The organism is Pseudomonas sp. NPDC087614, assembly GCF_044743485.1.
Lineage (GTDB): Bacteria > Pseudomonadota > Gammaproteobacteria > Pseudomonadales > Pseudomonadaceae > Aquipseudomonas > Aquipseudomonas baetica_A.
Genome location: NZ_JBIUWN010000051.1, coordinates 1 through 20,507 on the forward strand (window position 1 = coordinate 1; position 20,507 = coordinate 20,507).

Below are 20,507 nucleotides of genomic sequence, written 5' to 3' on the forward strand. Positions count from 1 at the left end.
AAGCCTGGTCAGCGGTGCAGTTGATGCCCTGGTTCGCCATGGCGTGAGCGAAAGCGACATCACCATCATCCGCGCACCTGGCGCCTTCGAAATTCCGCTGGTTGCGCAGAAAGTCGCTCAGAAAGGCGAGTTTGCAGCCATCATCGCCCTCGGCGCGGTCATTCGTGGCGGTACTCCGCACTTCGAATACGTGGCGGGCGAGTGCACCAAGGGCCTGGCCCAGGTGTCCATGGAGTTCGGCGTACCGGTTGCTTTCGGCGTCCTGACCGTTGATTCCATCGAGCAAGCCATCGAACGTTCCGGCACCAAGGCCGGTAACAAAGGTGCTGAAGCTGCCCTGTCCGCTCTGGAAATGGTCAGCCTGCTGGCGCAGTTGGAGGCCAAGTGATTAGCGACGAAAGCGATCGTTTCAACCCGCGCGAGCCACGTCCAACGGACGCCGGCAAGCCTTCGAAAAGCGAGAAGCGCCGGGCTGCCCGTCAGTTGGCAACTCAGGCGCTGTACCAGCGCCACATGGCCGGTACCTCGCTGAACGAAATCGAAGCGCAGTTTCGCGTCGATAACGATTTTACCTTTGCCGATGCCAGCTACTTCCACGACATCCTGCACGGTGTTCCGGCCAGCCTGACCGAAATCGACGCCGCGTTGGCGCCGTGCCTGGACCTGACCATCGAGGAACTCGACCCGGTTGAACTGTGCGTACTGCGCCTGTCCGCCTGGGAGCTGCTCAAACGTGTCGACGTGCCGTACCGCGTGGTCATCAACGAAGGGATCGAACTGGCGAAAGTCTATGGTTCGACCGACGGCCACAAATTCGTCAACGGCGTGCTCGACAAGCTGGCCCCACGCCTGCGTGAAGCTGAAGTGAAGGCGTTCAAGCGCTGATTGGCGTTTGAAACGGCTATGGGCGAGTTTGAACTGATCCGCAATTTCTTCGCCGCCGCGCCCTGTGCGCAGGGCGGCGAAGGCGTTGCACTGGGAATCGGCGACGACTGCGCCTTGCTGGCGGTTGCTCCCGGAGAACAGCTGGCGATTTCCACCGATACGCTGGTGGCCGGCGTGCATTTTGCCGACCCTTGCGATCCGTTTCTGCTCGGTCAGCGCTCGCTGGCCGTCGCGGTCAGCGATCTGGCCGCCATGGGTGCTACGCCCATCGCTTTTACCCTTGCCCTGACTGTACCGACGGTGACCGCCGATTGGCTGCAAGCCTATGCCCGCGGTTTGAACCGCATGGCGCAGGATTGCGGCGTGGCGCTGGTCGGCGGTGATACCACGCGTGGGCCGTTGAGTCTGACGGTGACCGTGTTTGGGCGCGTGCCTGCGGGTCAAGCGTTGACCCGCAACGGCGCGCAACCGGGGGATTTGCTCTGTGTCGGCGGTGAGCTGGGTAACGCCGCTGGCGCCTTGCCGTTGGTGCTCGGTCAGCGTGAGGCCCAGGCACATATCGCCCAACCGCTGCTCAATCATTACTGGTCGCCACAACCGCAACTGGCCCTGGGTCAGGCGTTGCGCGGCAAAGCGACTTCAGCGCTGGATATCTCTGACGGTTTGCTGGCCGATTGCGGCCATATTGCCCTGGCGTCAAAGGTGCGGCTTGAGATTGAACGCGAGCGTGTACCGCTGTCGGATGCATTGGTCGCGTTTCTCGGTCAGCGTGGCGCCGAACGTGCGGCGTTGAGCGGTGGTGATGATTATGTGCTGGCCTTCACGCTACCGTCCGTCGAGTTGCCGACGCTGCTGGCCAATGGCTGGCCGATCCATGTGATCGGTCGCGTGGCGCAGGGCCAGGGTGTGGTGCTGCTCGATCGCGAAGGACAGGACATCACCCCGCAAATCCGGGGCTATCAACATTTTCAGGAGTCACCGTGACAGATCACCCGAAACAGGTTCCGGCCGAATTCGTGCCGCCGTCGGTCTGGCGCAATCCTTGGCATTTCCTCGCATTCGGCTTCGGCTCGGGCACCTTGCCCAAGGCGCCGGGCACGTGGGGCTCGCTGGTTGCGCTACCCTTCATCCCGTTGTGGCAGATGTTGCCTGACTGGGGTTACTGGCTGATGCTCGGCATCACCATGCTGTTCGGCTTCTGGCTGTGCGGCAAAGTGGCTGATGATCTGCGGGTGCACGACCACGAAGGCATCGTCTGGGACGAAATGGTCGGGATGTGGATCACCCTGTGGCTGGTGCCGGAAGGCTGGTACTGGTTGCTGGCGGGTTTCCTGATGTTCCGCTTCTTCGACATTCTTAAACCGTGGCCGATTCGCTGGATCGACCGGCATGTCCATGGCGGCGTTGGCATCATGCTCGACGACGTGCTGGCTGGCGTGTTCGCCTGGCTGTCGATGCAAGGGCTGGTTTGGGTTTTCGCCTGATCTGAGGACTTGTCAGGGTTAAGTGAGGGACTAGGGATGGCTCGACGCTGGTGGGCGCTGTTGGTTTTTGCTCTGCTGGGCACTGTGGTCAATGCGCAGGAAGCAACGCATGCGCCAACGGTCATTCATTTGGCCAGTGAAGACTGGGCAGACTACACCGCCGCTGATGGCCATGGCTTGGCCTGGGATGTGCTGCGCAAAGTATTCGAGCCGGCCGGGGTGCAACTGGATATTCGCACTGAGCCCTATACACGCTCAGTGGGGCTGGCCCAGCGCGGCGAAATTGATGCCTGTGTGGGTGCTTATCATGATGAAGCCAGCGACCTGCTCTATCCTCGCTGGAATTTCGACACCGATCACATCTATGCCCTGGGCCTTGCCAGCAACCCCGCGCCAACCCCCGAAACCCTGGGCAACTACCGCTTGGCCTGGGTTCGTGGCTACGACTATCAGAATTATCTTCCCAACGTGCGCAGCTTCAATGAAGTCATCCGGCGAACCGGAATTTTATCGATGCTGACCCACAATCGCGCCGACTATTACATCGATGCGCTGACGGAAGTCGATTTCGTCGTGAGTCGGGCCAACGATCCAGCGCAGTTTCGCAAAACCCATATTGCAGAGTTGCCCCTGTATCTGTGCTTCGCCAATACGTCACAGGCCCGTACGTTGATGGCGCTGTTCGACAAGCGCATGGAGCATTTGGTGAAGAGCGGTGAGCTGAAACCGATCTTCGAGAAGTGGAAGCAGCCGTATCCGTTCGAGCCGAACTGACCACAGATCTTGCGTCCAGCACTGTCCCCCTGTGGGAGCGGGCCCGCAGTTATCAAGCTTTTTGATCGTTATGCCCGATAATTCAGCCTAAGCGTCTGTAGGAACCTGCTGTTACAATGCCCGCCTGCGAATTTTCAGACTCTTTAGATCAGGAGCACACCGGTGCCTGTCGTCTTTGTCGCCGCTTCCAAGCTGCCAACGCCTTTTGCGCAATTCACCATGCACGGTTTTCTCGATGAAGCCACCGGCCGAGAGCACGTTGTGCTGAGCCTGGGTGATTTTGCCGACGGAGCCCCGGTACTCGGCCGTTTGCACTCCGAATGCCTGACGGGCGACGCCTTGTTCAGCCAGCGTTGCGACTGCGGCTCGCAACTGGAGGGCGCCCTCAAAGCCATCGCTCGCGAAGGCCGTGGCGTGTTGCTCTACCTGCGTCAGGAAGGCCGTGGCATCGGTCTGTTGAACAAGATCCGCGCCTATGAGTTGCAGGACGGCGGCGCTGATACCGTCGAAGCCAACGAACGCCTGGGCTTCGCCGCCGATCAGCGCGACTACGCCATGTGCCTGCCGATGCTCGAGCATCTGGGCGTGAAGTCCCTGCGTCTGATGACCAACAACCCGCGCAAGGTCAAAGCCTTGACCGAAATGGGTATCGTCGTCGCCGAACGCGTGCCGTTGCACACCGGCCACAATCCGCACAACAAACTTTACCTGGCAACCAAGGCCAGCAAGCTCGACCACATGATGGGCAACGAGCATCAGGGCGAGGTAGATCGGGCGTGACCCGAGGTCAGGTTCGTCGTCGTCTGAGCGTCGACTGGTGGAAATACCTGTCGCTGGCGCTGGTACCGCTGTTTTTGCTCAACGCGCTGTTTGGTCAGGGCGAGGGCGTTCTGCCGGTGCTAGCGATGCCGCTGTTCATTGCCGGCGTGGCGTCGATGTTTGTCAGCCTGAAGTTTTTCGGCCGCTATAAGCACGCATTGATCGCCACGCAAAAAGCCCTCGATAGCGCCGATGAACCAGCGGCCTGGATTGCTCTGGCAGCGGTTCGCCGTAACGCGTTCCTTGCGGCAGCGTTGCCGGCGTGGATCGGCGCAGTGGCCGTATTCGTCGGCCTTGAGGCGGTACCCCTGGTGTTGCTGGCGCTGTCCACTGCGGTGCTGTTCTACCTCTACCGTATCCCGCGTCAACTCGGCTGATGCGCCGTCTCTGGCTGGCGGTTCTGCTGCTGGCCGTCAGCGGCCCGGTGCTGGCGAGCCTGCGGGTCGTCAGCCTCGCACCTTCTCTTTCTGAAATCGTCGTTGAGCTGGACTCGGCTGATCTGCTGGTCGGTGTGCTGGATGCCGGCGAGCGTCCGCCTGCGATTGCCAACGTTCCCTCGGTCGGTCGTTACGGCCAACTCGACATGGAGCGTTTGCTCAGCCTCAAGCCTGATTTATTGCTGCTGTGGCCCGGCAGTGTCGGCCCGGCGCAACGCGACCAACTCAAACATCTGAATATCCCGACTTACGTGGCCGAACCGCACAATCTCGAACAGCTGTCTGCACAGATTGAAGCCATTGCCGCTCGACTGAAGCGACCCGAGCGCGGGGTGACACTGGCGGCGCAGTTGCGCAGCAAACTCGACAATCTGCGCCTGCGCTATCGCCGGGACGCGCCGCTGAAAGTGTTTTACCAAGTCTGGGACAAGCCGTTGTACACCGTCGGTGGCGGGCAGATCATCAGCGCGGCGCTTGAAGTGTGCGGTGCGCGCAACGTGTTCGCCGATCTGAGCCTGCCGGCCCCGCAGGTCAGTATCGAGGCGGTGTTGCAGCGCAATCCCGAGGTGATTGTGGCCGGCGCTCAGGCCCAGCTTGATGCCTGGAAAGCCTGGCCGCAGGTAGTGGCGGTAGCGCGTGGCCAACTGTTGCTGGTCACTGATAAAGGCTTGGAGCGCCCGAGCGGGCAGATGATCGAGGCAACCGCCAGGCTCTGCCACCTAATCGCGCCTGAGCGCTGAGACCGAGGTGAATTCTTCGACTTGCTCGCAAAGAGGCTAGCCAAAGCGGCGCAAATTCTGGATCAGCGGCCCGGCGTCCAAGTCACTCCAAACATCCACGCTCGGCCCTCTTCGCGATAGCCATACTGATTGCCGTCATAACTGTAGTTCGCCCGGCTGTAACCCTTGTCCAGCACGTTATCCACCTTCAACTCCAGCTTGATCTCGCGGTTCAGCGTCCAACTGCTGCGCAATCCGAACAGCGCGTATCCACCCAATGGCTGCTGATTTTTCAGGTCGTCGTAACTGCTGCTGATCGCCTGCCAACTGGCGCCGAGGCTCAGTCGATCGAACTGCCGATCCAGATCCCAACTCAACGTGCGTCGCGCCCGACGTGCCAAGGTGTGCCCGGTTTCGCGATCACGCGGATCGATGATCGCCACGCCGAGATTGCTCTGCCAGCCGAACAGCTCCTGTTTCAGCGCCGCTTCGAAACCGTTTATTCGGGCTGAGGCCACGTTCTGCGGCCGCGAGTTGCTGCCGAATATGATCGCGTCCTCAAGGTCGGTACGGTACAGCGAGGCTTCCAGGCGGGTGCTGTCGTTCAACTGGCTGCGCCATTGCAGTTCGTAGCTTTTCGAGGTTTCCGGTTTCAGGTTCGGGTTGCTGAACTCCGGGTAGTACAGGTCATTGAAGGTCGGTGCGCGGAACCCTTCGCTGTAGCTGAGCAGCAAATCGTTGTCCGGGTTCAGCGGCAGGGTGAACGTGCCACTCCAGGTGTTCTGGCTGCCGAACTGCTGGTTGTCGTCGTGGCGCAGGCCCAGTTCGGTGGAGAAGCTGTCAGCCTGATAACGATGCTGGATGAACGCGGCGCGGTTCCAGCGGCTGTTCTCGTCGAACGCGGTGCTGCTGTTGACGCGGTCTTCGTACCAGTCGCCGCCCAGAATCAGGCTGTTGCGCGTATCCAGGGTCAGGTCGTTCTGCCAGTTCAGCGAGTCGCGGTAGGTGTTGAACACCGTGCGCTCGTCGCTGAGCTTGTCGAGCGTCTTCTCGCGGTTTTCGGTATGGCCGAACTCGACGCGGGTTTTCCAGGTTTCATTGATCCGTGCGTCGAGGTAAGTGCTGACGCTACTGACGTTGAAATCGCTGTACGGCTGTTGTTGCACAGACTCAAACGTGTTCATGTCGAAACGGCCGAACGGGTTGTCGAACTCGCTCTTGCCTCGGTTATCCAGCAGGTTCGCGCCGACTTCGACGTCCTCGGTCAGCGCATGGCTGAGGCTCAGGCTGACGGACTTGTTGCGGTAAGCGTCGTGATCGCCGTCGCTGGGGTAGGACTCGTGTGTGCGGTCAATCCCGGCGGTTTCATCCAGGCTGGCACCCAGATTGAAGCGGGTTTTGTCATCGCCACCGGACAAGCCAAGGCTGCGCTCCCAGATCTGATGGCTGCCGAAACCGACGTGCAGGCGTGGCTGCAAGCCTTGCTCAGTGCCGCGTCGGGTGAAGATCTGAATCACCCCGCCAATCGCATCGCTGCCGTAAATCACTGAACGCGAACCGCGCAGCACTTCGACGCGTTCGATCTGCTCGATGTTCAAGTGCTGCAGGTTGCTGTCGCCGGAAGTGGAACTGCCGATGCGCTGGCCATCGACCAGTACCAGGCTCTGCGCCGACTGCGTGCCGCGGATGTAAATGCCCGGCAGGCTGCCGCGCCCACCGGTTTGCGCCACCTGCACGCCGGGCATGCGCCGCAAAAGATCGGGTACGTCGCTGGGTTGCAGGCGGTCGATGTCTTCACGGGTGAACACCGTGTTGGCGGCGCTGCTGTCGTTGCGCGCTTCGACCTGACGGTTGGCGCTGATCAGCGTGTCCGGCAGTTTCAGGGCCTGATCGCGTTCGAAGGTGTCAGCGAGGGCGCTGGTGGCTGGCAACAGAAGGAAGGGCAGGGCGAGGCGCGAGAGGTTCATCGGTGATCCGTAGGTCTTTCAGGTGTACACAAACCAAATGTGGGAGCGGGCTTGCTCGCGAAAACGCAGTGTCAGTCATCTCAATATTTGACTGATCCGGCGCTTTCGCGAGCAAGCCCGCTCCCACAGGGTATTGCGTTTATTTGTTGAGCAGTGCCAGACGCTCGCGAATCGACGCTTCGATCCCGGCCTCATCCAGCCCGCACTCGGCCAGCATCTGCGCAGGCTTGGCGTGCTCGACGTAAATATCCGGCAAGCCCAGGTGCAGCATCGACTTGAGGATGTTCTCGCGTGCGAGGAATTCGCTGACCGCGCCACCGGCGCCGCCCATGATCGCGTTCTCTTCGATCGTCACCAGCAGCTCGTGGCTGCCGGCAATTTCGCGCACCAGTGCTTCATCCAGCGGTTTGACGAAGCGCATGTCGACCACGGTGGCATCCAGCGTCTCAGCGACTTTCAGCGCCTCGGCAAGTTGCACGCCGAACACCAGCAGAGCGACTTTGCTGCCCTGACGACGGACGATGCCTTTACCGATTTCGATCGGCTCGAGATCTTTCTCGATGGTCGCATTCGGGCCCGTGCCGCGAGGGTAACGTACAGCCGCAGGGCCGTTGTAGCGGTGGCCGGTGGTGAGCATTTTGCGCAGTTCGTTTTCATCGCTCGGGGTCATGATGACCATGCCCGGGATGCAGCGCAGGTACGACAGATCGAAGCTGCCAGCGTGTGTCGGGCCGTCTTCACCCACTAAACCTGCGCGGTCGATGGCGAACAGCACGTCGAGATTCTGCACCGCCACATCGTGAACGAGCTGGTCATAACCGCGCTGAAGGAACGTCGAGTAGATCGCCACTACCGGTTTGGCGCCTTCGCAAGCCATGCCGGCAGCGAACGTCACCGCGTGTTGCTCGGCAATGGCCACATCGAAGTAGCGCAGCGGGAAACGCTCGCTGAACGCCACCAGATCCGAACCTTCCTTCATTGCCGGGGTAATCCCGACCAGACGCGGATCCGCTGCTGCCATGTCGCACAGCCATTGGCCAAACACCGCCGAATACTTCGGCCCGCCAGCCTTTTTCGGCGCAGCGGCCGGGGCGTCGACAGGTTCAAGTTTGGTAATTGCGTGATAACCGATCGGGTCGACTTCCGCCGGGGCGAAGCCTTTGCCTTTTTTGGTGACGATGTGCAGGAACTGCGGGCCTTTCAGATCGCGCATGTTGCGCAGCGTGGCGATCAGGGTCGGCAGGTCGTGGCCGTCGATCGGGCCGATGTAGTTCCAGCCCAGCTCTTCGAACAGGGTGCCGGGCACCAGCATGCCTTTGGCGTACTCTTCGGTGCGACGGGCGATTTCCCAGGCACCAGGCAGGCGCGACAGCACTTTCTTGCTGCCTTCACGCATGCTTGCGTAAGTGCGGCTGGACAGGATTTTCGCCAGGTAATTCGACAGACCGCCAACATTGCGCGAGATCGACATGTCGTTGTCGTTGAGGATCACCAGCATGTTGGCGTTCACCTCCGGCGCGTGGTTCAGCGCTTCGAAGGCCATGCCGGCGGTCAGCGCGCCGTCGCCAATCACGGCAATCGCCTTGCGATCACTGTTCTGCAGACGGGCGGCAATCGCCATGCCCAGCGCCGCGCTGATCGAGGTGCTGGAGTGGCCGACGCCAAAGGTGTCGTATTCGCTCTCGGCGCGGCGCGGGAAGGCCGCTATGCCGTCCTTCTGGCGCAGGGTGCCCATGCGCTCGCGACGGCCGGTGAGGATTTTGTGCGGATACGCCTGATGACCCACGTCCCACACCAGCCGGTCATCCGGGGTGTCGAAGACGTAATGCAGCGCGATGGTCAGCTCGATGACGCCCAGGCCGGCACCGAAATGCCCACCGGTCTGACCGACCGTGTAGAGCAATTCCAGGCGCAACACATCGGCCAGGGTTTCCAGCTCGGCTTCGCCTAACCGGCGCAGGCCGTCCGGCGTGTTCGCGCGGTCGAGCAGGGGCGTGGTCGGGCGCTTGCGGGGAATCTCATGAAACGTCGTGGGCATCAGGCGAATCGTTATAGGTATAGAAGAGGCGGCAGTTTACCTGATGCATCGCCCCCTGCCCACGCGTTGGTCTTCTTTGGCGGATTTGCCGTCAGTGGCGGCGCTCGACGATATACCGGGCCAGCTCGCGCAAAGGCTCGGCTGCCGCGTCAAACGGTCGCAGGGCGTGCAGAGCCTGATCGCGCAACTCCAGGGCATAGGCCTTGGCCGCGTCCAGACCCAGCAGGGCCGGGTAGGTCGGTTTGTCGCGAGCGATATCGGCGCCCTGGCGCTTGCCGAGGGTGGCGGTATCGCTTTCGACGTCGAGGATGTCGTCCTGAACCTGAAAGGCCAGACCGATGGCCTGTGCATAAGTCTGCAGGGCGTTGAGTTCATCCTGCTCGGCACGGCCGCTAGCCAGGGCGCCGAGTTTGATGCTGACTTCGATCAGCGCGCCGGTCTTGTGCCGGTGCATCTGTTCGAGGGCTTGCTGATCGAGCTTCAGCCCTACCGAGCCGAGGTCGATGGCTTGACCGCCGACCATGCCCGCCGGGCCTGCGGCGTGAGCCAGCGCAGTGACCATTTGCAGGCGAATGTCGGCACTCAGATCGCTCAGGTGGGGGGCGAGCAGGGCGCTGAATGCCAGGCTCTGCAAGCCGTCACCGGCGAGTATCGCGCAGGCTTCATCGAATTTTTTGTGCGTGGTCGGCTGACCGCGACGCAGATCGTCGTCGTCCATTGCCGGCAAATCATCGTGCACCAGCGAGTAAGCGTGGATCAGTTCAACGGCGCACGCTGCGCCGTTGGCCTGCTCAGCCTTGCCACCGAGCGCTTCACACGCGGCGTAGGCCAACAGCGGACGCACGCGTTTGCCGCCGTTCATCACGCTGTAGCGCATCGCTTCGTAAAGGCGCGACAGTTCCGGCAAAGGGGCGTCGAACAGGCTTTGCAGTGCCGCGTTGACCCGGGCCTGGCTGGTCGCCGAATACGCTGCAATCATTCTGGCTGTTCCGCGTCGAAGGGTTCCTCGGCGAGTTCGCCATCACGCTCCAGCAGCACTTGCACCTTCTGCTCGGCCTGGGCCAGCGCTGCCTGGCAGTCACGGGTCAGCCCGATGCCCTGCTCGAAAGCGGTCAGCGAGTCTTCCAGCGACAATTCACCGTTCTCCAGACGCTCGACCAATGTTTGCAGGTCGGCGAGGGACTGTTCGAAATCCAGTGCAGCTTTTTTGCGGGCCATGGCGGCTATTTCCGGTTGACGTTAAACCGGCGCGACACTAGCAGATAGGGGGTTTATGGGCAAATGAGCGGGGACGCGTTAATGATCGGGTATGACGAAATATCTAGCTGATCAAACGAAGCAATATGTAGCGGAAAGGTGCCTCCTTCAAAAAATCATTCGCGACCAGAGGTTGTTCTTGCAGCAGGCTAACAAAGGCTCCATTTTTCCCGTTCAAGAACGAGCGCAGCGCTTTGAAGGCCAAGCATGTCTCTCGTTTGACGAACCACATGCTTCTCCCTTCTGCTGAGAGTAGGCATAGGCTCCAGTGAGCCATCCGACGACAGTGAGAACTGTTCGTTACAGCCGGGTGCAGGCTCAATCGGAAGGAGCCGGTCACCCTTTCGTTGGCCGCATCCATCTGACCGAATACATCCGTGTGCATAGTTGGTATAGGTGAACGTCAAGTGAGGATGCCCATCATTGCCGCGCTTGGGCTTGATGTGGTCGATTTGTCCGGTATCGGCTTCCAATGGCGTTTCGCAGTAGGCACAAAGCCCACCCTGATCGTGATGGAGACTTGCCTTCACGATTTTTTTCACCAAGTGAAAAGCAGCGCCATCGAATTCATTTGGCCCTGCTTGTGGATAGGCAGCATTGAAGTCCAGAAGCGCTTGCGGCATTACGGGGTTGTGAGCCAACTCAATCATTGCGCGTCTTCCTGACTTGCGCCGCAAGGAATGTCCAGAGCGTCATATCTGCTTCGGAGATTTCATAACCCGCTTCGTCCAGTTCCTGTTTCAACTGTTGCGCTTGCGGAGTCATGCCCGCGCCATCTCGAAATAGCTGTTCATAGGCGTGCGCTGTTTCGACTATCGGCATCGGTGGACGGGTGCTCACATTCATGACCCCGGCCAGGGCATCTCCTGACTTCTGTGCCAAAGGACTCATTGCCGGTTGTTCCGAGATCCATCCTTGTTCGTCTCTATGAATCACACGGATCTGTTCACGGTTCACGGTGGTCAGTACTTGAGGACTATGCGTGCTCACGATGAACTGGATCTTGGGAAATGCCCTGCGTAAGGCTGCCAGAACTTGTTGTTGCCAGGCAGGATGCAGATGCAGGTCGACTTCATCAATGAGAACAATGCCTTCTGTCAGCAAAGGCGCCTGATCTTGAAACTGACCATTCAAGCGTGCACAACGAAAGGCCATGTCGGCGGTAAGCGAAATCATGGCTCGAACACCATCGCTGAGCAGGCTGATAGGTAACAGTCCATGATCTGGGTGGGACATTGCGAGATCTTCGAAACTGAGGCTGTAATGAAAGTTACTCCACCCTTCATTCTCCAGAACCAGATTCACGGCATTTTGAATCCCGGCGATTCTGGGTTGTAGATCTGACTCTTCATACCCCGGTAATTCCCGCTGCTGGAGAAGTGCCATTGTCGCCTTGCGCATCCATTGCTGCATTTGTACAAAGTTGGAAGCAGAGGACAGGCAGTCTTCATAGCCCATGGTTCGGCTGGCGCTAACCACGGCTTTACGCGAGCTATTGTTATGGGTTATCCACAATCGTCCGGCAGGGTAATAGCTAACCAGCGGCAAGGCTGTTGCTACTTTGGAACGCAGCGAGTCCTGGAGTTTTTTGCCCCAGTTCGCCAGAGCGGATGCTTCTTTTGTCGTAGTACGGCTTTTGGGGCCATGCAATGCTCTTTGCCACTCGATATCTGGCTCCTCAAGCACTGCATCGATAATGACAGGAAAGTTTTGTTCATTTTCGAAACTGTTGCCCAGACGCACATAACGAGCGTCTGTCCGCTCGATATGTTTGGATTTCCCCATATCAAAAGCACCGACAAATGGTCCAAGAGCGGTTGCGATGGCCTCAAGAATTGTAGTTTTACCTTGCCCGTTACGTGCGGCAATGACTGTCAGTTCAGGATGGAAATCGATTTCGATCTCTTCGAATCGACGGAAATCCTTTAATTTCAGTTTGCGCAGCTTCACAGGTCCACCTCTGGTCTCCTACCGTCCTTGCCGACGGTTTTTCTGGCAGTAGTTGACCATGAGATGACCTTGAGCTCCAGTTGAAATAGTGCTTTGAGTTCGCGCCAGTCATGCCTCTGGCCAAGGCAAAACCGGAGGTCTTGCCAGCCAGGATTGGCCATTTCGCGTGGGTTGATTGGATCAGACTGCTTATTCGGCTCATTTCGTGAGCCGAATAAGCCCGCTATTCGGCTCACACCCAATAAATGTGCGTGATTCCCACCGCAAAAGCAGATGTATCCGATTGTTAAAAAACTACTAAATCGCTACTCTTCGCGCCTTCTACGACCTGGCAGTCACGGGTCTTTCAGACGAAACGCAGTTTCTACCGCTGTGAAGTACCGAGGATCGGGTGCAAGGTTTCGTTCAGGCATGGCAGGAGGCGTTACATGCGTTCATTTCTTTGGCTGCTGATCGGGTTGGCCTGCGCGCCTGCGCTGCTGGCCGCGCCGACGGCTGAGATGTCCGAACCGGTGGGTGGCTGGCGCTATCACGGGTTGCTTGATCGCAGTGAAAACCCGCAAGTCGCCTATCCGACGCCGCCAATCGATCGCGGCATCCAGCGCAATCGCACGATGATTCAAGGCCAGCTCAAGGCCATCGGCCACATGCGCCCGCCGCACAGTCTCGCCGTGAATGGCAATCCGCTGAATTTGTACACCGACGATCAGGGGCGTTTCGCCCGGCCGTACGCGTTCGGCGCCGGTTCCAACAGTGTCGAAGTGATCAGCGCCGAAGGCCAGTCGCTCAAGCGCGTGCAATTTTATGAAGCAAATAACCTGCGCACGCCGGCGCGAATTCGTCTTGTCTTGGGGTGGGACGATCCGAAAGCCGAACTCGATCTGCACATTGTCACGCCTGACGGTCAGCATGCGTTCTGGGCGCGGCCGGCGCTGAGCAATGGCGGCGGTCTGGACCCGGATGGCGTCGATGGCCCCGGCCCGGAAATGTTCACCATGACTGCTCCGCTGCACGGTACCTATCTGGTTTACGTCAACTATTGGGGCAACTTCGGCAACGGCGGCTATAACTTCGAGGAGACCAGCAACCAGAACGAGGTGATCACCTCGCAAATCACGCTGGTACTCAACGAAAACACTGTCGACGAAAAACGCGAGACGTTCATCGTGCCCCTGCGGGCGATCGGTGATCTGCTGCTGGTCAAGACTTTCAACTATTAAGCATCCCGCAACACGGATGAACTTCGGGTTTTGTGAATATGAGTGATAACGCTGCTTCTCCGGCCGTCCCGACACCGGCCGGCAAACCTTCCCGACGCTGGCCGGCGCTGCTGATCGGGCTATGCCTGGTGGCCGGCGTGGCGGGTGGTTTTGGCTGGCTGCTGCTCAAGCCCAAAACACCGCCGGCCGAGCTGGCCAGTGACAAGCTCGGCCTGAGCCGTCCCGATGCGCTGCTGGAAACCCGCTCCCTGAGCCAGTTGCCCAAAGACCTGCTGACGGTGCCGTTTCTCAAAGCCACGCTTACCGAAGATTTCGTTTTCTATTACGAAACCCACGGCGACCGACTCGGGCTGATCGGCAGCCTGCGCCGGATCATTTACGAGCACGACCTGAAACTGCAGGACAGCCTGATCGAGCAGCTTTTTGATCAACCGGCAGACGTAGCACTATGGCGCGGGGCTGATGGCCGGTTGAAGGATTTCCTGTTGGTGATGGATCGCGGCGGGCTGGCGAAACTGCTGGAGCCTTTGGCGAAAGTGGCGCTGGATGACACGCAGCTCAGCGTGTTCGGCAAACTTGAAGTCGGCAGCGACGAGGTGCCGCTTTATCAGCTCAGCTACAACGCCAGTAAATCCCTGTTGTTCGCCTCCCATGGCGACAAACTGGTGGTGCTGTCCAATCCTGCGAAATACTACGAGGCAGAAAACGGCGCATCCGCAGAGTGGGGGCACGTTTCGTCTCAAGCGCTGGCGGCACTGCTCAATGGCGACAAACTGTTCCCGCAAGCGTTCGGCCTGCCGGCCAAGGCGCCAGAGATCAAACAACGCCTGTCGGTGAATTCCAGCGTGCTCGCCATGGGGTATCAGCGCTTTATCCCGAACTTCGCCGGGCTGCGTTTCGACATGGACGACAAGGGCTGGCACAGCTACCTGGCCATGGACGAGCTGGACAACCAGCCGGACTTCGATTTCAAACCGGTGTGGCAAGCCATGCCGCTGGGCGCCAGTGCCTGTGTGACCTTGCCGGTGGCGGCCGAACCGCAGAAACCGCTGTTGGTGAAACTCGGCGCCGAAGAGGCGGTAGCGCAGACACTCACCGAACACGTGGCTGGCGCGGCGGGCCTATGCTGGTACGCCGATTCGCGGCTGTACACGCCACTGTTGGTTGCCAGTTTGAAGGATGAGGGCAACAGCCAATTCGACGGTGATCTCGGCAAACTGTTTGGCTCGATGGTCGGCGCCTTCGAGCCCAACGTCGAAGAAAGTGTCTTCCCGGTGATCGAGAAGCAAGAAGGCCAAAGCCATGTCTGGCGGCGTCAGGTCAGCTCGAATTTCGGCCCATACGCAGCAAAAACCGCCGAGAACCCGGACGCGATCAGTGGTCGGGCGTTCATGAACGTCAGCCTCGCCCGCCACGGTTCGACGCTGCTGTTTTCCCTCGACGACAAGCTGGTCGACAAAGCGCTCGGCACCCTCGACAAACGCTTCCCGCCGATGGCCGATGTGCTGCCCAAAGACGTACTGATGCCGATCTATTTCGGCCCTGACTCGATGGCGCAACTGATGCAGCAGGAAACCCTCGACAGCCTGCCGCAGGACATGGAACCGGTGTTCTACAACGCCGCGCAAACCTACCTGATCCCGAAACTGCGCACCCTCGGCGGTTATGGCAAATATGCCCTGACGTTGCCCGAAGGCAGCGAACCCGACGGCCACTGGCAATGGCTGCCGCTGGAATGGAAAGCGCTGTGACGGCACTGATCCGCAGCCTCGGCCTGCTCGCGCTGTTGCTCAGCGCGGGTGCCCGCGCCATGGAGGCACCGGCGCTCGATCCGGCGCAATCACAGGTGTTCCGCGCCTGGTTTGTCCGCATCGCCCAAGAGCAATTGAGCCAGGGGCCGAGCCCGCGTTGGTACCAGCAGGACTGCGCCGGCCTGGTGCGTTTCGCTGCCAACGAAGCGCTGAAAGTCCATGACAACAAATGGCTGCGCAGCAATGGCCTGTCCAACCGCTATCTGCCGCCGGAGCTGTCGCTGAGCGATGACCAGCGCAAGCTCGCCCAGCAATGGCAACAGGGCGGGGGCAAAATCGGGCCGTACGTCAACGCAATCAAACTGATTCAGTTCAACAGTCATCTGGTCAGCCGTGACGTGTCACAGGCGCGCCCCGGTGACCTGATGTTTTTCGATCAGGGCGACGACCAGCACCTGATGATCTGGATGGGCCGCTACATCGCCTATCACACCGGCACCACAACCCCCACTGACAACGGCATGCGTTCGGCAAGCCTGCAGCAACTCATGACATGGAAGGACACCCGATGGATACCCGACGCAGCCAACCCCAACTTCATCGGCGTCTATCGACTGAACTTTCTCTCCCAATGATCGGTGCCCGCATGTTGCGACTCTGCGCAAAAATTCCTCTGTTGCTGGCACTGCTGCTGCCGCTGGCGACTGTTAATGCCGACGATTCGGTCGAACCGAGCGGTTACACGCCGGTGTCCGGTGAAAGCTTCTTCCTGCTGGCCGACAGCAGTTTTGCGGCGGACGAACAGGCGATGGTGCGCCTCGAAGCACCGGGCCGTGACTACCGTCGTTTCCGCATGGAACCCTACGGTGGCGCCGACATTCGCGTGTATCGCATCGACAAGCCACTGGATTTCCTCAAACGCCAGAAGAACCTGCACCGCGTGGTCAGCGATGGCCAGTTCAAGGGCGAAGGCCTGTCCAACACCCTCGCGTATCTGTGGGACAACTGGTACCGCAAATCGCGGCGGGTGATGCAGCGCGCGTTCTCTTACGAGTCGCGCAAACAGGTCACCGAGGAAGTGCCGGAACTGAAGATGGGCAACGCCATCGCCGCACCGACCCCGTATGACGCGCAACCGCAATTCGCACTGATTCCGGGTTTGCCGGTGGTCAGCCAGTTCCGTTATCCGCTGTGGCAGGCCAAACCGATCCAGCCGCCGGCCGGGGTCAATCTGGCCGGCTCCTCCAGCGATTTCGTCAGCGTCGCGCCGGGCAACGTCTACATTCCGCTGGGCAACCTGAAACCCGGTCTGTACCTGGTCGAAGCGCTGATCGGCAAATACCGCGCAACCACCATGGTGTTCGTCTCCAACACCGTGGCGGTGAGCAAAATCGCCGGTGATGAATTACTCGTCTGGGCGGCGCGCAAGCACGAAGGCAGTTCGGTGCCGAAGGTCAATGTGCTGTGGACTGACGGCCTCGGCGTGATGAGCAGCGGTGCTACTGATGCCGAGGGTTTGCTGCGCCTGAAACACGTCAGCCCTGAGCGTTCATTCGTGATCGGCGAGGACGAAGAGGGCGGGGTGTTCGTCTCTGAAAACTTCTATTACGACAGCGAAATCTACGACACCAAGCTCTATGCGTTCACCGACCGCCCGTTGTATCGCCCGGGCGACTGGGTGTCGCTGAAGATCGTCGGTCGTGAGTTCAAGAACGCACGGGATTCGGTGCTGCCGGGTGCGGCGGACGTCAACGTCAGCGTGCTCGACGCCACCGGCACCGAACTGCAACGAATGGATCTGAAGCTCGATTCGAAGGCCGGCACTCAGGGCCGTTTCCAGTTGCCGGACAACGCCGTGGCCGGTGGTTATGAACTCCGTTTCAACTACAAGGATCAGGCGTACAGCAGTGCGTTCCGTGTGGCGGAGTACATCAAGCCGCACTTCGAAATCTCGCTGAATCTGGCCAAACAGGATTACCGCACCGGCGAACCGGTCAAAGGCAGTCTGGTGTTGCTGTACCCGGACGGCAAACCGGTGGCCAACGCCAAACTGAGCCTGAGCCTGCGCGCCCAGCAACTGTCGATGGTCGACAACGAACTGCAATACCTGGGGCAATTCCCGGTGGAATTGACCAGCACCGAACTGACCACCGACAGCAAGGGCAACGCCAGCCTCGACCTGCCGGCCGCCGACAAACCGAGCCGCTACATGCTCACCGTGTTCGCCAGCGATGGTGCGGCGTATCGGGTCAAGACCACCAAGGAAATCCTTATCGACCGTGGCGCCGCGAGTTTTCGCTTGAGCGCGCCGCAACGCTTCAGTGCGGTCGGCGACAAAGTCGCGTTCAGCTACGCCAACGAAGGTGGCAGCGAGCAAAGCAAAGCCGTGACGCCGAGCTCTTATGGCTGGGTGCGTCTGGAGGATCAGAGCACGGGCGAAGGCAAACTGGCGGCCAGCGATAAAGGCTTCAGCCTCGCTTTTGAACGTCCGGGCACCTACAACCTGACCTTGAAAGATCAGCACGGTCGCGTCCTCGGCGCTAACGCGCATTCGGTCACCGGCGACGGCGTCAAAGCCGTGCCGGGCACCGTGGAAATCGTCCTCGATAAACCCGAGTACAAGGCTGGCGATGAAGCGCTGGCGCTGATCACCTTCCCGGAACCGGTCAGCGATGCCTTGCTGTCGCTGGAGCGCGACAAGGTCGAAGCCACCGCGCTGCTGGCCAAGGGCGGCGACTGGCTGACACTGGAAAAACTCAGCGACACCCAATACCGCGCACGCATCCCGGTGAAGGACAACTTTGCGCCGAACCTGACCTTCTCCGTGCTGTACACCAAGGGCGGTCAGTACAGCTTCCAGAATGCCGGGATCAAAGTGGTCGCGCCGCAAATCGACGTGGCGATCAGCACCGACAAAGCGGTGTATCTGCCGGGCGACACCGTCACCGTCGACCTGACCACGCAGTTCGCCGGCAAAGCCGTACCGGCGCACCTGACCGTCAGCGTCGTCGATGAAATGGTCTACGCGCTGCAACCGGAAGTCGCGCCGAGCATCGACCAGTTCTTCTACCACCCACGCCGCAACAACGTGCGCACCAGCGCCAGCCTGTCGTTCATCAGTTACGACGTAGCGTTGCCGGGCAGTCCTGGCGCGCCGGGCAAGGCCAACCGCAGCGAGCGTGGCGTGAAAGTGCTGGAGCGTCCGCGTCGCGAAGACGTCGACACCGCCGCATGGCAACCAGAGTTGCTGACCGGCGCCGACGGCAAAACCCGTTTCACTTTCAAAATGCCGGACTCGCTGACCCGCTGGCGCATCACGGCTCGGGCGATTGCCGATGACGGTCAGGTCGGGCAGAAGAAACAGTTCGTCCGTTCGGAAAAACCGCTGTACCTGAAGTGGAGCGGGCCGAGCAAATTCCGTAAGGGCGATCAGCCGCAACTCGGTGTATTCGCCTTCAGTCAGGCCGAGAAACCGGTCAAGGCTGAACTGGTGACCCATTACGCCGGCGCCGAACAACGCCTGCCGGTGACCCTGAATAACGGCATCAACTATGTGCCGCTGCCGGCATTTGCGTTGGCTTCGGGCGAGTGGACAGCGGAACTGGTGCAGGACGGCAAAATCGCTGATGCCTTGGCCGTGCGCTTGAGCGCGACCGGCGATGGCTGGCAAGTGACGCAGACGCAAAGCCTTGATGTAGCCAGCGGTGACACGGCGTTGAGCCTGCCGGCTGACGCCACCGATATTCGCCTGCGCCTGGATGACAGCCCGCAAGCGCTGTTCCGTTCCGCCCTCGACGATCTGCTGAGCTACCCGTACGGCGGCGTCGAGCAAACCGCCAGCCGTTTGCTGCCGCTGAGCATCGCCTATCCGTCGCTGGCCTCTAGCCCGCAGATCCGTGATCGCTTGCGCCTGATCATGCAGAACAGCCGTCTACGTCTGGTGCAAATGGCCGGGCCGTCAGCGAGCTTCACTTGGTGGGGCTATGCCGGTGAGCCCGATGCATTCCTCACCGCGTACGCCTACTACGCTGACTGGAACGCCAGCCAGGTGCTGGAACTGACCTTGCCGCCAGTGCACTGGCAGCGAGTGTTGGAGGTTTACGCCAAACAGGCGCCGAACACGCCGTTGCTGAAACGGGCGCTGATATTGTCGTTCGCCAAGCAAATGCGCTTGCCGGTCAACACGTTGCTCAGCGGTTTGATGGAGGATCTGGCAAAGGCCGGTGAAGGTAATGCCGAGACGCTGATGGACGACGGCCAGGACAGCCTGGTGATGAGCGATCCGGATTCGGCTTTGGGTCTGGCGGCGGCGCGGGTCTTGACCGCCTCGCTGGCCACGCAATCGAAAGTGCCGTTACCTGAAGCCTTCAGTCGTCAGGTGAGTGCGGCACAACAGCGTCTGGCCGTCAGCTCGCAGCCGTTTGCCGAAGCGCTGAACCTGTCGCTGCAAGCGTTTGATCAGCCCCGGGCGACGGCGTTGTTGCAGCGTCTGCTGCCACAGCAATCGACCCTCGAACGTGCGCTGGCGCTGACCTGGCTGCAACGCAGCATCGCCCAGGCGTCGCCGACCATCGCCCTGACACCGGGTGAAGGCTGGAAGAAAAATTACGGCGCAACCGGTGAGATGTACTGGACGTGGCAGGGCAATGCAGCGGTGCCAAGCGTGTTGACGGTGTCTGGCACTCAAGAGCGTCCGCTGCGTGCGGCGCTGAGTTTCCAGACCCAGCAACCGGCCGTCGATCCGATGGCGGTGACCATCACCCGTCGCCTGTCGCGACTGGTGTCGGGCGACGAAGCGTTCACTTTCAAACTGGAGCCGGTCGGCACCAAACCGCTGTCCAGCGACAGCCTGTATCTGGACGAAGTGATCCTCACCAGCAAAGCGCCCAAACCGCTGCGCTACGGCATGCTCGAAGTGCCGCTGCCACCGGGCGCCGATGTCGAGCGCACAACGTGGGGCATCAAGTTGCAGGGCAAGGACGGTACCGAACCGACCTCGCTGGAGAAGGCGCGTTTCGAGCCGGGACAACTGGCCTACGCGGTGCCGGTGGATGCCCTGAGCGGCGAGTTGCGTCTGCGCCATTTGGTGCGCTTCTCGCAGAAGGGCCGGTTCAACCTGCCGCCGGTGCGTTTCACTCAGGTGTACGCGCCACAGCATCAAGCCCAGGAAGCGAAAGCCGCCCTCGGTCAGGTCACGGTCAACTGA

Annotated in this window: 18 protein-coding genes; 12 read left to right on the forward strand and 6 right to left on the reverse strand. The window is 60.3% G+C overall.

The annotated features are described in order from the left end of the window. From ribE to ACIOWA_RS18545, 8 genes are all read left to right on the forward strand, one after another. Positions 1-388: 6,7-dimethyl-8-ribityllumazine synthase (gene ribE, locus ACIOWA_RS18510; protein WP_401161228.1), on the forward strand; the 388-nt coding region annotated here is incomplete at its 5' end. Next, positions 385-885 carry a transcription antitermination factor NusB gene (nusB, locus tag ACIOWA_RS18515; RefSeq protein WP_339431304.1) on the forward strand — a complete coding sequence of 167 codons (501 nt, stop codon included), beginning with the start codon at positions 385-387 and terminating at the stop codon, positions 883-885. The genes ribE and nusB, both read left to right, overlap by 4 nt. Positions 886-903: 18 nt before the next feature. After that, a complete protein-coding gene (gene thiL / locus ACIOWA_RS18520) occupies positions 904-1,869 on the forward strand; it encodes a thiamine-phosphate kinase (protein WP_401161231.1) in 966 nt (321 codons plus the stop codon). Then, positions 1,866-2,369 carry a phosphatidylglycerophosphatase A gene (locus ACIOWA_RS18525; protein WP_221730243.1) on the forward strand — a complete coding sequence of 168 codons (504 nt, stop codon included), beginning with the start codon at positions 1,866-1,868 and terminating at the stop codon, positions 2,367-2,369. Before thiL ends, ACIOWA_RS18525 begins: the two co-directional genes overlap by 4 nt. 36 nt (positions 2,370-2,405) lie before the next feature. Next, positions 2,406-3,143, forward strand: a complete 738-nt coding sequence (locus tag ACIOWA_RS18530) for a substrate-binding periplasmic protein (RefSeq protein ID WP_401161233.1) — start codon at positions 2,406-2,408, stop codon at positions 3,141-3,143. A 162-nt stretch (positions 3,144-3,305) separates the two neighbouring features. Continuing rightward, positions 3,306-3,923 carry a GTP cyclohydrolase II gene (gene ribA / locus ACIOWA_RS18535; RefSeq protein ID WP_339431307.1) on the forward strand — a complete coding sequence of 206 codons (618 nt, stop codon included), beginning with the start codon at positions 3,306-3,308 and terminating at the stop codon, positions 3,921-3,923. Further along, positions 3,920-4,339: an MFS transporter gene (locus ACIOWA_RS18540; protein WP_339431308.1), complete on the forward strand. Its 420-nt coding sequence runs from the start codon at positions 3,920-3,922 to the stop codon at positions 4,337-4,339. The genes ribA and ACIOWA_RS18540 overlap by 4 nt, the downstream gene beginning before the upstream one ends. Further along, on the forward strand, positions 4,339-5,139 hold the full coding sequence (locus ACIOWA_RS18545; RefSeq protein ID WP_339431309.1) for a cobalamin-binding protein: 801 nt from the start codon (positions 4,339-4,341) through the stop codon (positions 5,137-5,139). The genes ACIOWA_RS18540 and ACIOWA_RS18545 overlap by 1 nt, the downstream gene beginning before the upstream one ends. 62 nt (positions 5,140-5,201) lie before the next feature. Here ACIOWA_RS18545 and ACIOWA_RS18550 read toward each other — a convergent pair whose 3' ends face one another. The 6 genes from ACIOWA_RS18550 to ACIOWA_RS18575 all read right to left on the reverse strand — a co-directional run bounded on the left by ACIOWA_RS18550 (position 5,202) and on the right by ACIOWA_RS18575 (position 12,330). Further along, positions 5,202-7,085 carry a TonB-dependent receptor domain-containing protein gene (locus ACIOWA_RS18550; protein ID WP_401161237.1) on the reverse strand — a complete coding sequence of 628 codons (1,884 nt, stop codon included), beginning with the start codon at positions 7,083-7,085 and terminating at the stop codon, positions 5,202-5,204. Positions 7,086-7,224: 139 nt separating this feature from the next. Continuing rightward, positions 7,225-9,123 (reverse strand): 1-deoxy-D-xylulose-5-phosphate synthase, encoded by a 1,899-nt coding sequence (gene dxs / locus ACIOWA_RS18555; RefSeq protein WP_401161239.1) that lies wholly within the window; start codon positions 9,121-9,123, stop codon positions 7,225-7,227. Between the two features lie 91 nt (positions 9,124-9,214). Further along, a complete protein-coding gene (gene ispA, locus ACIOWA_RS18560) occupies positions 9,215-10,102 on the reverse strand; it encodes a (2E,6E)-farnesyl diphosphate synthase (RefSeq protein ID WP_401161241.1) in 888 nt (295 codons plus the stop codon). Next, entirely contained in the window at positions 10,099-10,341 is a 243-nt protein-coding gene (locus ACIOWA_RS18565) for an exodeoxyribonuclease VII small subunit (RefSeq protein ID WP_003228627.1), read from the reverse strand. The genes ispA and ACIOWA_RS18565 overlap by 4 nt, the downstream gene beginning before the upstream one ends. A gap of 188 nt (positions 10,342-10,529) precedes the next feature. Next, complete coding sequence (locus tag ACIOWA_RS18570; RefSeq protein WP_401161243.1) at positions 10,530-11,030, reverse strand: retron system putative HNH endonuclease; 501 nt, start codon at positions 11,028-11,030, stop codon at positions 10,530-10,532. Next, complete coding sequence (locus ACIOWA_RS18575) at positions 11,023-12,330, reverse strand: AAA family ATPase (protein WP_339538029.1); 1,308 nt, start codon at positions 12,328-12,330, stop codon at positions 11,023-11,025. Before ACIOWA_RS18575 ends, ACIOWA_RS18570 begins: the two co-directional genes overlap by 8 nt. A gap of 428 nt (positions 12,331-12,758) precedes the next feature. On the opposite strand from ACIOWA_RS18575, the gene ACIOWA_RS18580 reads away from it, so the two are divergent. The 4 genes from ACIOWA_RS18580 to ACIOWA_RS18595 are packed head-to-tail and all read left to right on the forward strand — an operon-like array spanning position 12,759 to position 20,507. Beyond that, positions 12,759-13,550 (forward strand): DUF2135 domain-containing protein, encoded by a 792-nt coding sequence (locus tag ACIOWA_RS18580; protein ID WP_339464747.1) that lies wholly within the window; start codon positions 12,759-12,761, stop codon positions 13,548-13,550. Positions 13,551-13,588: 38 nt separating this feature from the next. Beyond that, a complete protein-coding gene (locus tag ACIOWA_RS18585) occupies positions 13,589-15,301 on the forward strand; it encodes a DUF2138 domain-containing protein (protein WP_339464746.1) in 1,713 nt (570 codons plus the stop codon). Then, positions 15,286-15,936 carry a DUF1175 domain-containing protein gene (locus ACIOWA_RS18590; RefSeq protein ID WP_401161272.1) on the forward strand — a complete coding sequence of 217 codons (651 nt, stop codon included), beginning with the start codon at positions 15,286-15,288 and terminating at the stop codon, positions 15,934-15,936. The genes ACIOWA_RS18585 and ACIOWA_RS18590 overlap by 16 nt, the downstream gene beginning before the upstream one ends. Beyond that, positions 15,933-20,507: an alpha-2-macroglobulin family protein gene (locus ACIOWA_RS18595; protein ID WP_401161274.1), complete on the forward strand. Its 4,575-nt coding sequence runs from the start codon at positions 15,933-15,935 to the stop codon at positions 20,505-20,507. The genes ACIOWA_RS18590 and ACIOWA_RS18595 overlap by 4 nt, the downstream gene beginning before the upstream one ends.

What these genes read in the sequence shown, in the direction of transcription:
- ACIOWA_RS18565 (WP_003228627.1), bottom strand. Translation starts at nt 10,341, where the DNA reads ATGGCCCGCAAAAAAGCTGCACTGGATTTCGAACAGTCCCTCGCCGAC.
- ACIOWA_RS18550 (WP_401161237.1), bottom strand. Translation starts at nt 7,085, where the DNA reads ATGAACCTCTCGCGCCTCGCCCTGCCCTTCCTTCTGTTGCCAGCCACC.
- ACIOWA_RS18545 (WP_339431309.1), top strand. Translation starts at nt 4,339, where the DNA reads ATGCGCCGTCTCTGGCTGGCGGTTCTGCTGCTGGCCGTCAGCGGCCCG.
- ACIOWA_RS18580 (WP_339464747.1), top strand. Translation starts at nt 12,759, where the DNA reads ATGCGTTCATTTCTTTGGCTGCTGATCGGGTTGGCCTGCGCGCCTGCG.
- ACIOWA_RS18530 (WP_401161233.1), top strand. Translation starts at nt 2,406, where the DNA reads ATGGCTCGACGCTGGTGGGCGCTGTTGGTTTTTGCTCTGCTGGGCACT.
- ACIOWA_RS18585 (WP_339464746.1), top strand. Translation starts at nt 13,589, where the DNA reads ATGAGTGATAACGCTGCTTCTCCGGCCGTCCCGACACCGGCCGGCAAA.
- ACIOWA_RS18590 (WP_401161272.1), top strand. Translation starts at nt 15,286, where the DNA reads ATGGAAAGCGCTGTGACGGCACTGATCCGCAGCCTCGGCCTGCTCGCG.
- ACIOWA_RS18570 (WP_401161243.1), bottom strand. Translation starts at nt 11,030, where the DNA reads ATGATTGAGTTGGCTCACAACCCCGTAATGCCGCAAGCGCTTCTGGAC.
- ispA (WP_401161241.1), bottom strand. Translation starts at nt 10,102, where the DNA reads ATGATTGCAGCGTATTCGGCGACCAGCCAGGCCCGGGTCAACGCGGCA.
- thiL (WP_401161231.1), top strand. Translation starts at nt 904, where the DNA reads ATGGGCGAGTTTGAACTGATCCGCAATTTCTTCGCCGCCGCGCCCTGT.
- ACIOWA_RS18595 (WP_401161274.1), top strand. Translation starts at nt 15,933, where the DNA reads ATGATCGGTGCCCGCATGTTGCGACTCTGCGCAAAAATTCCTCTGTTG.
- dxs (WP_401161239.1), bottom strand. Translation starts at nt 9,123, where the DNA reads ATGCCCACGACGTTTCATGAGATTCCCCGCAAGCGCCCGACCACGCCC.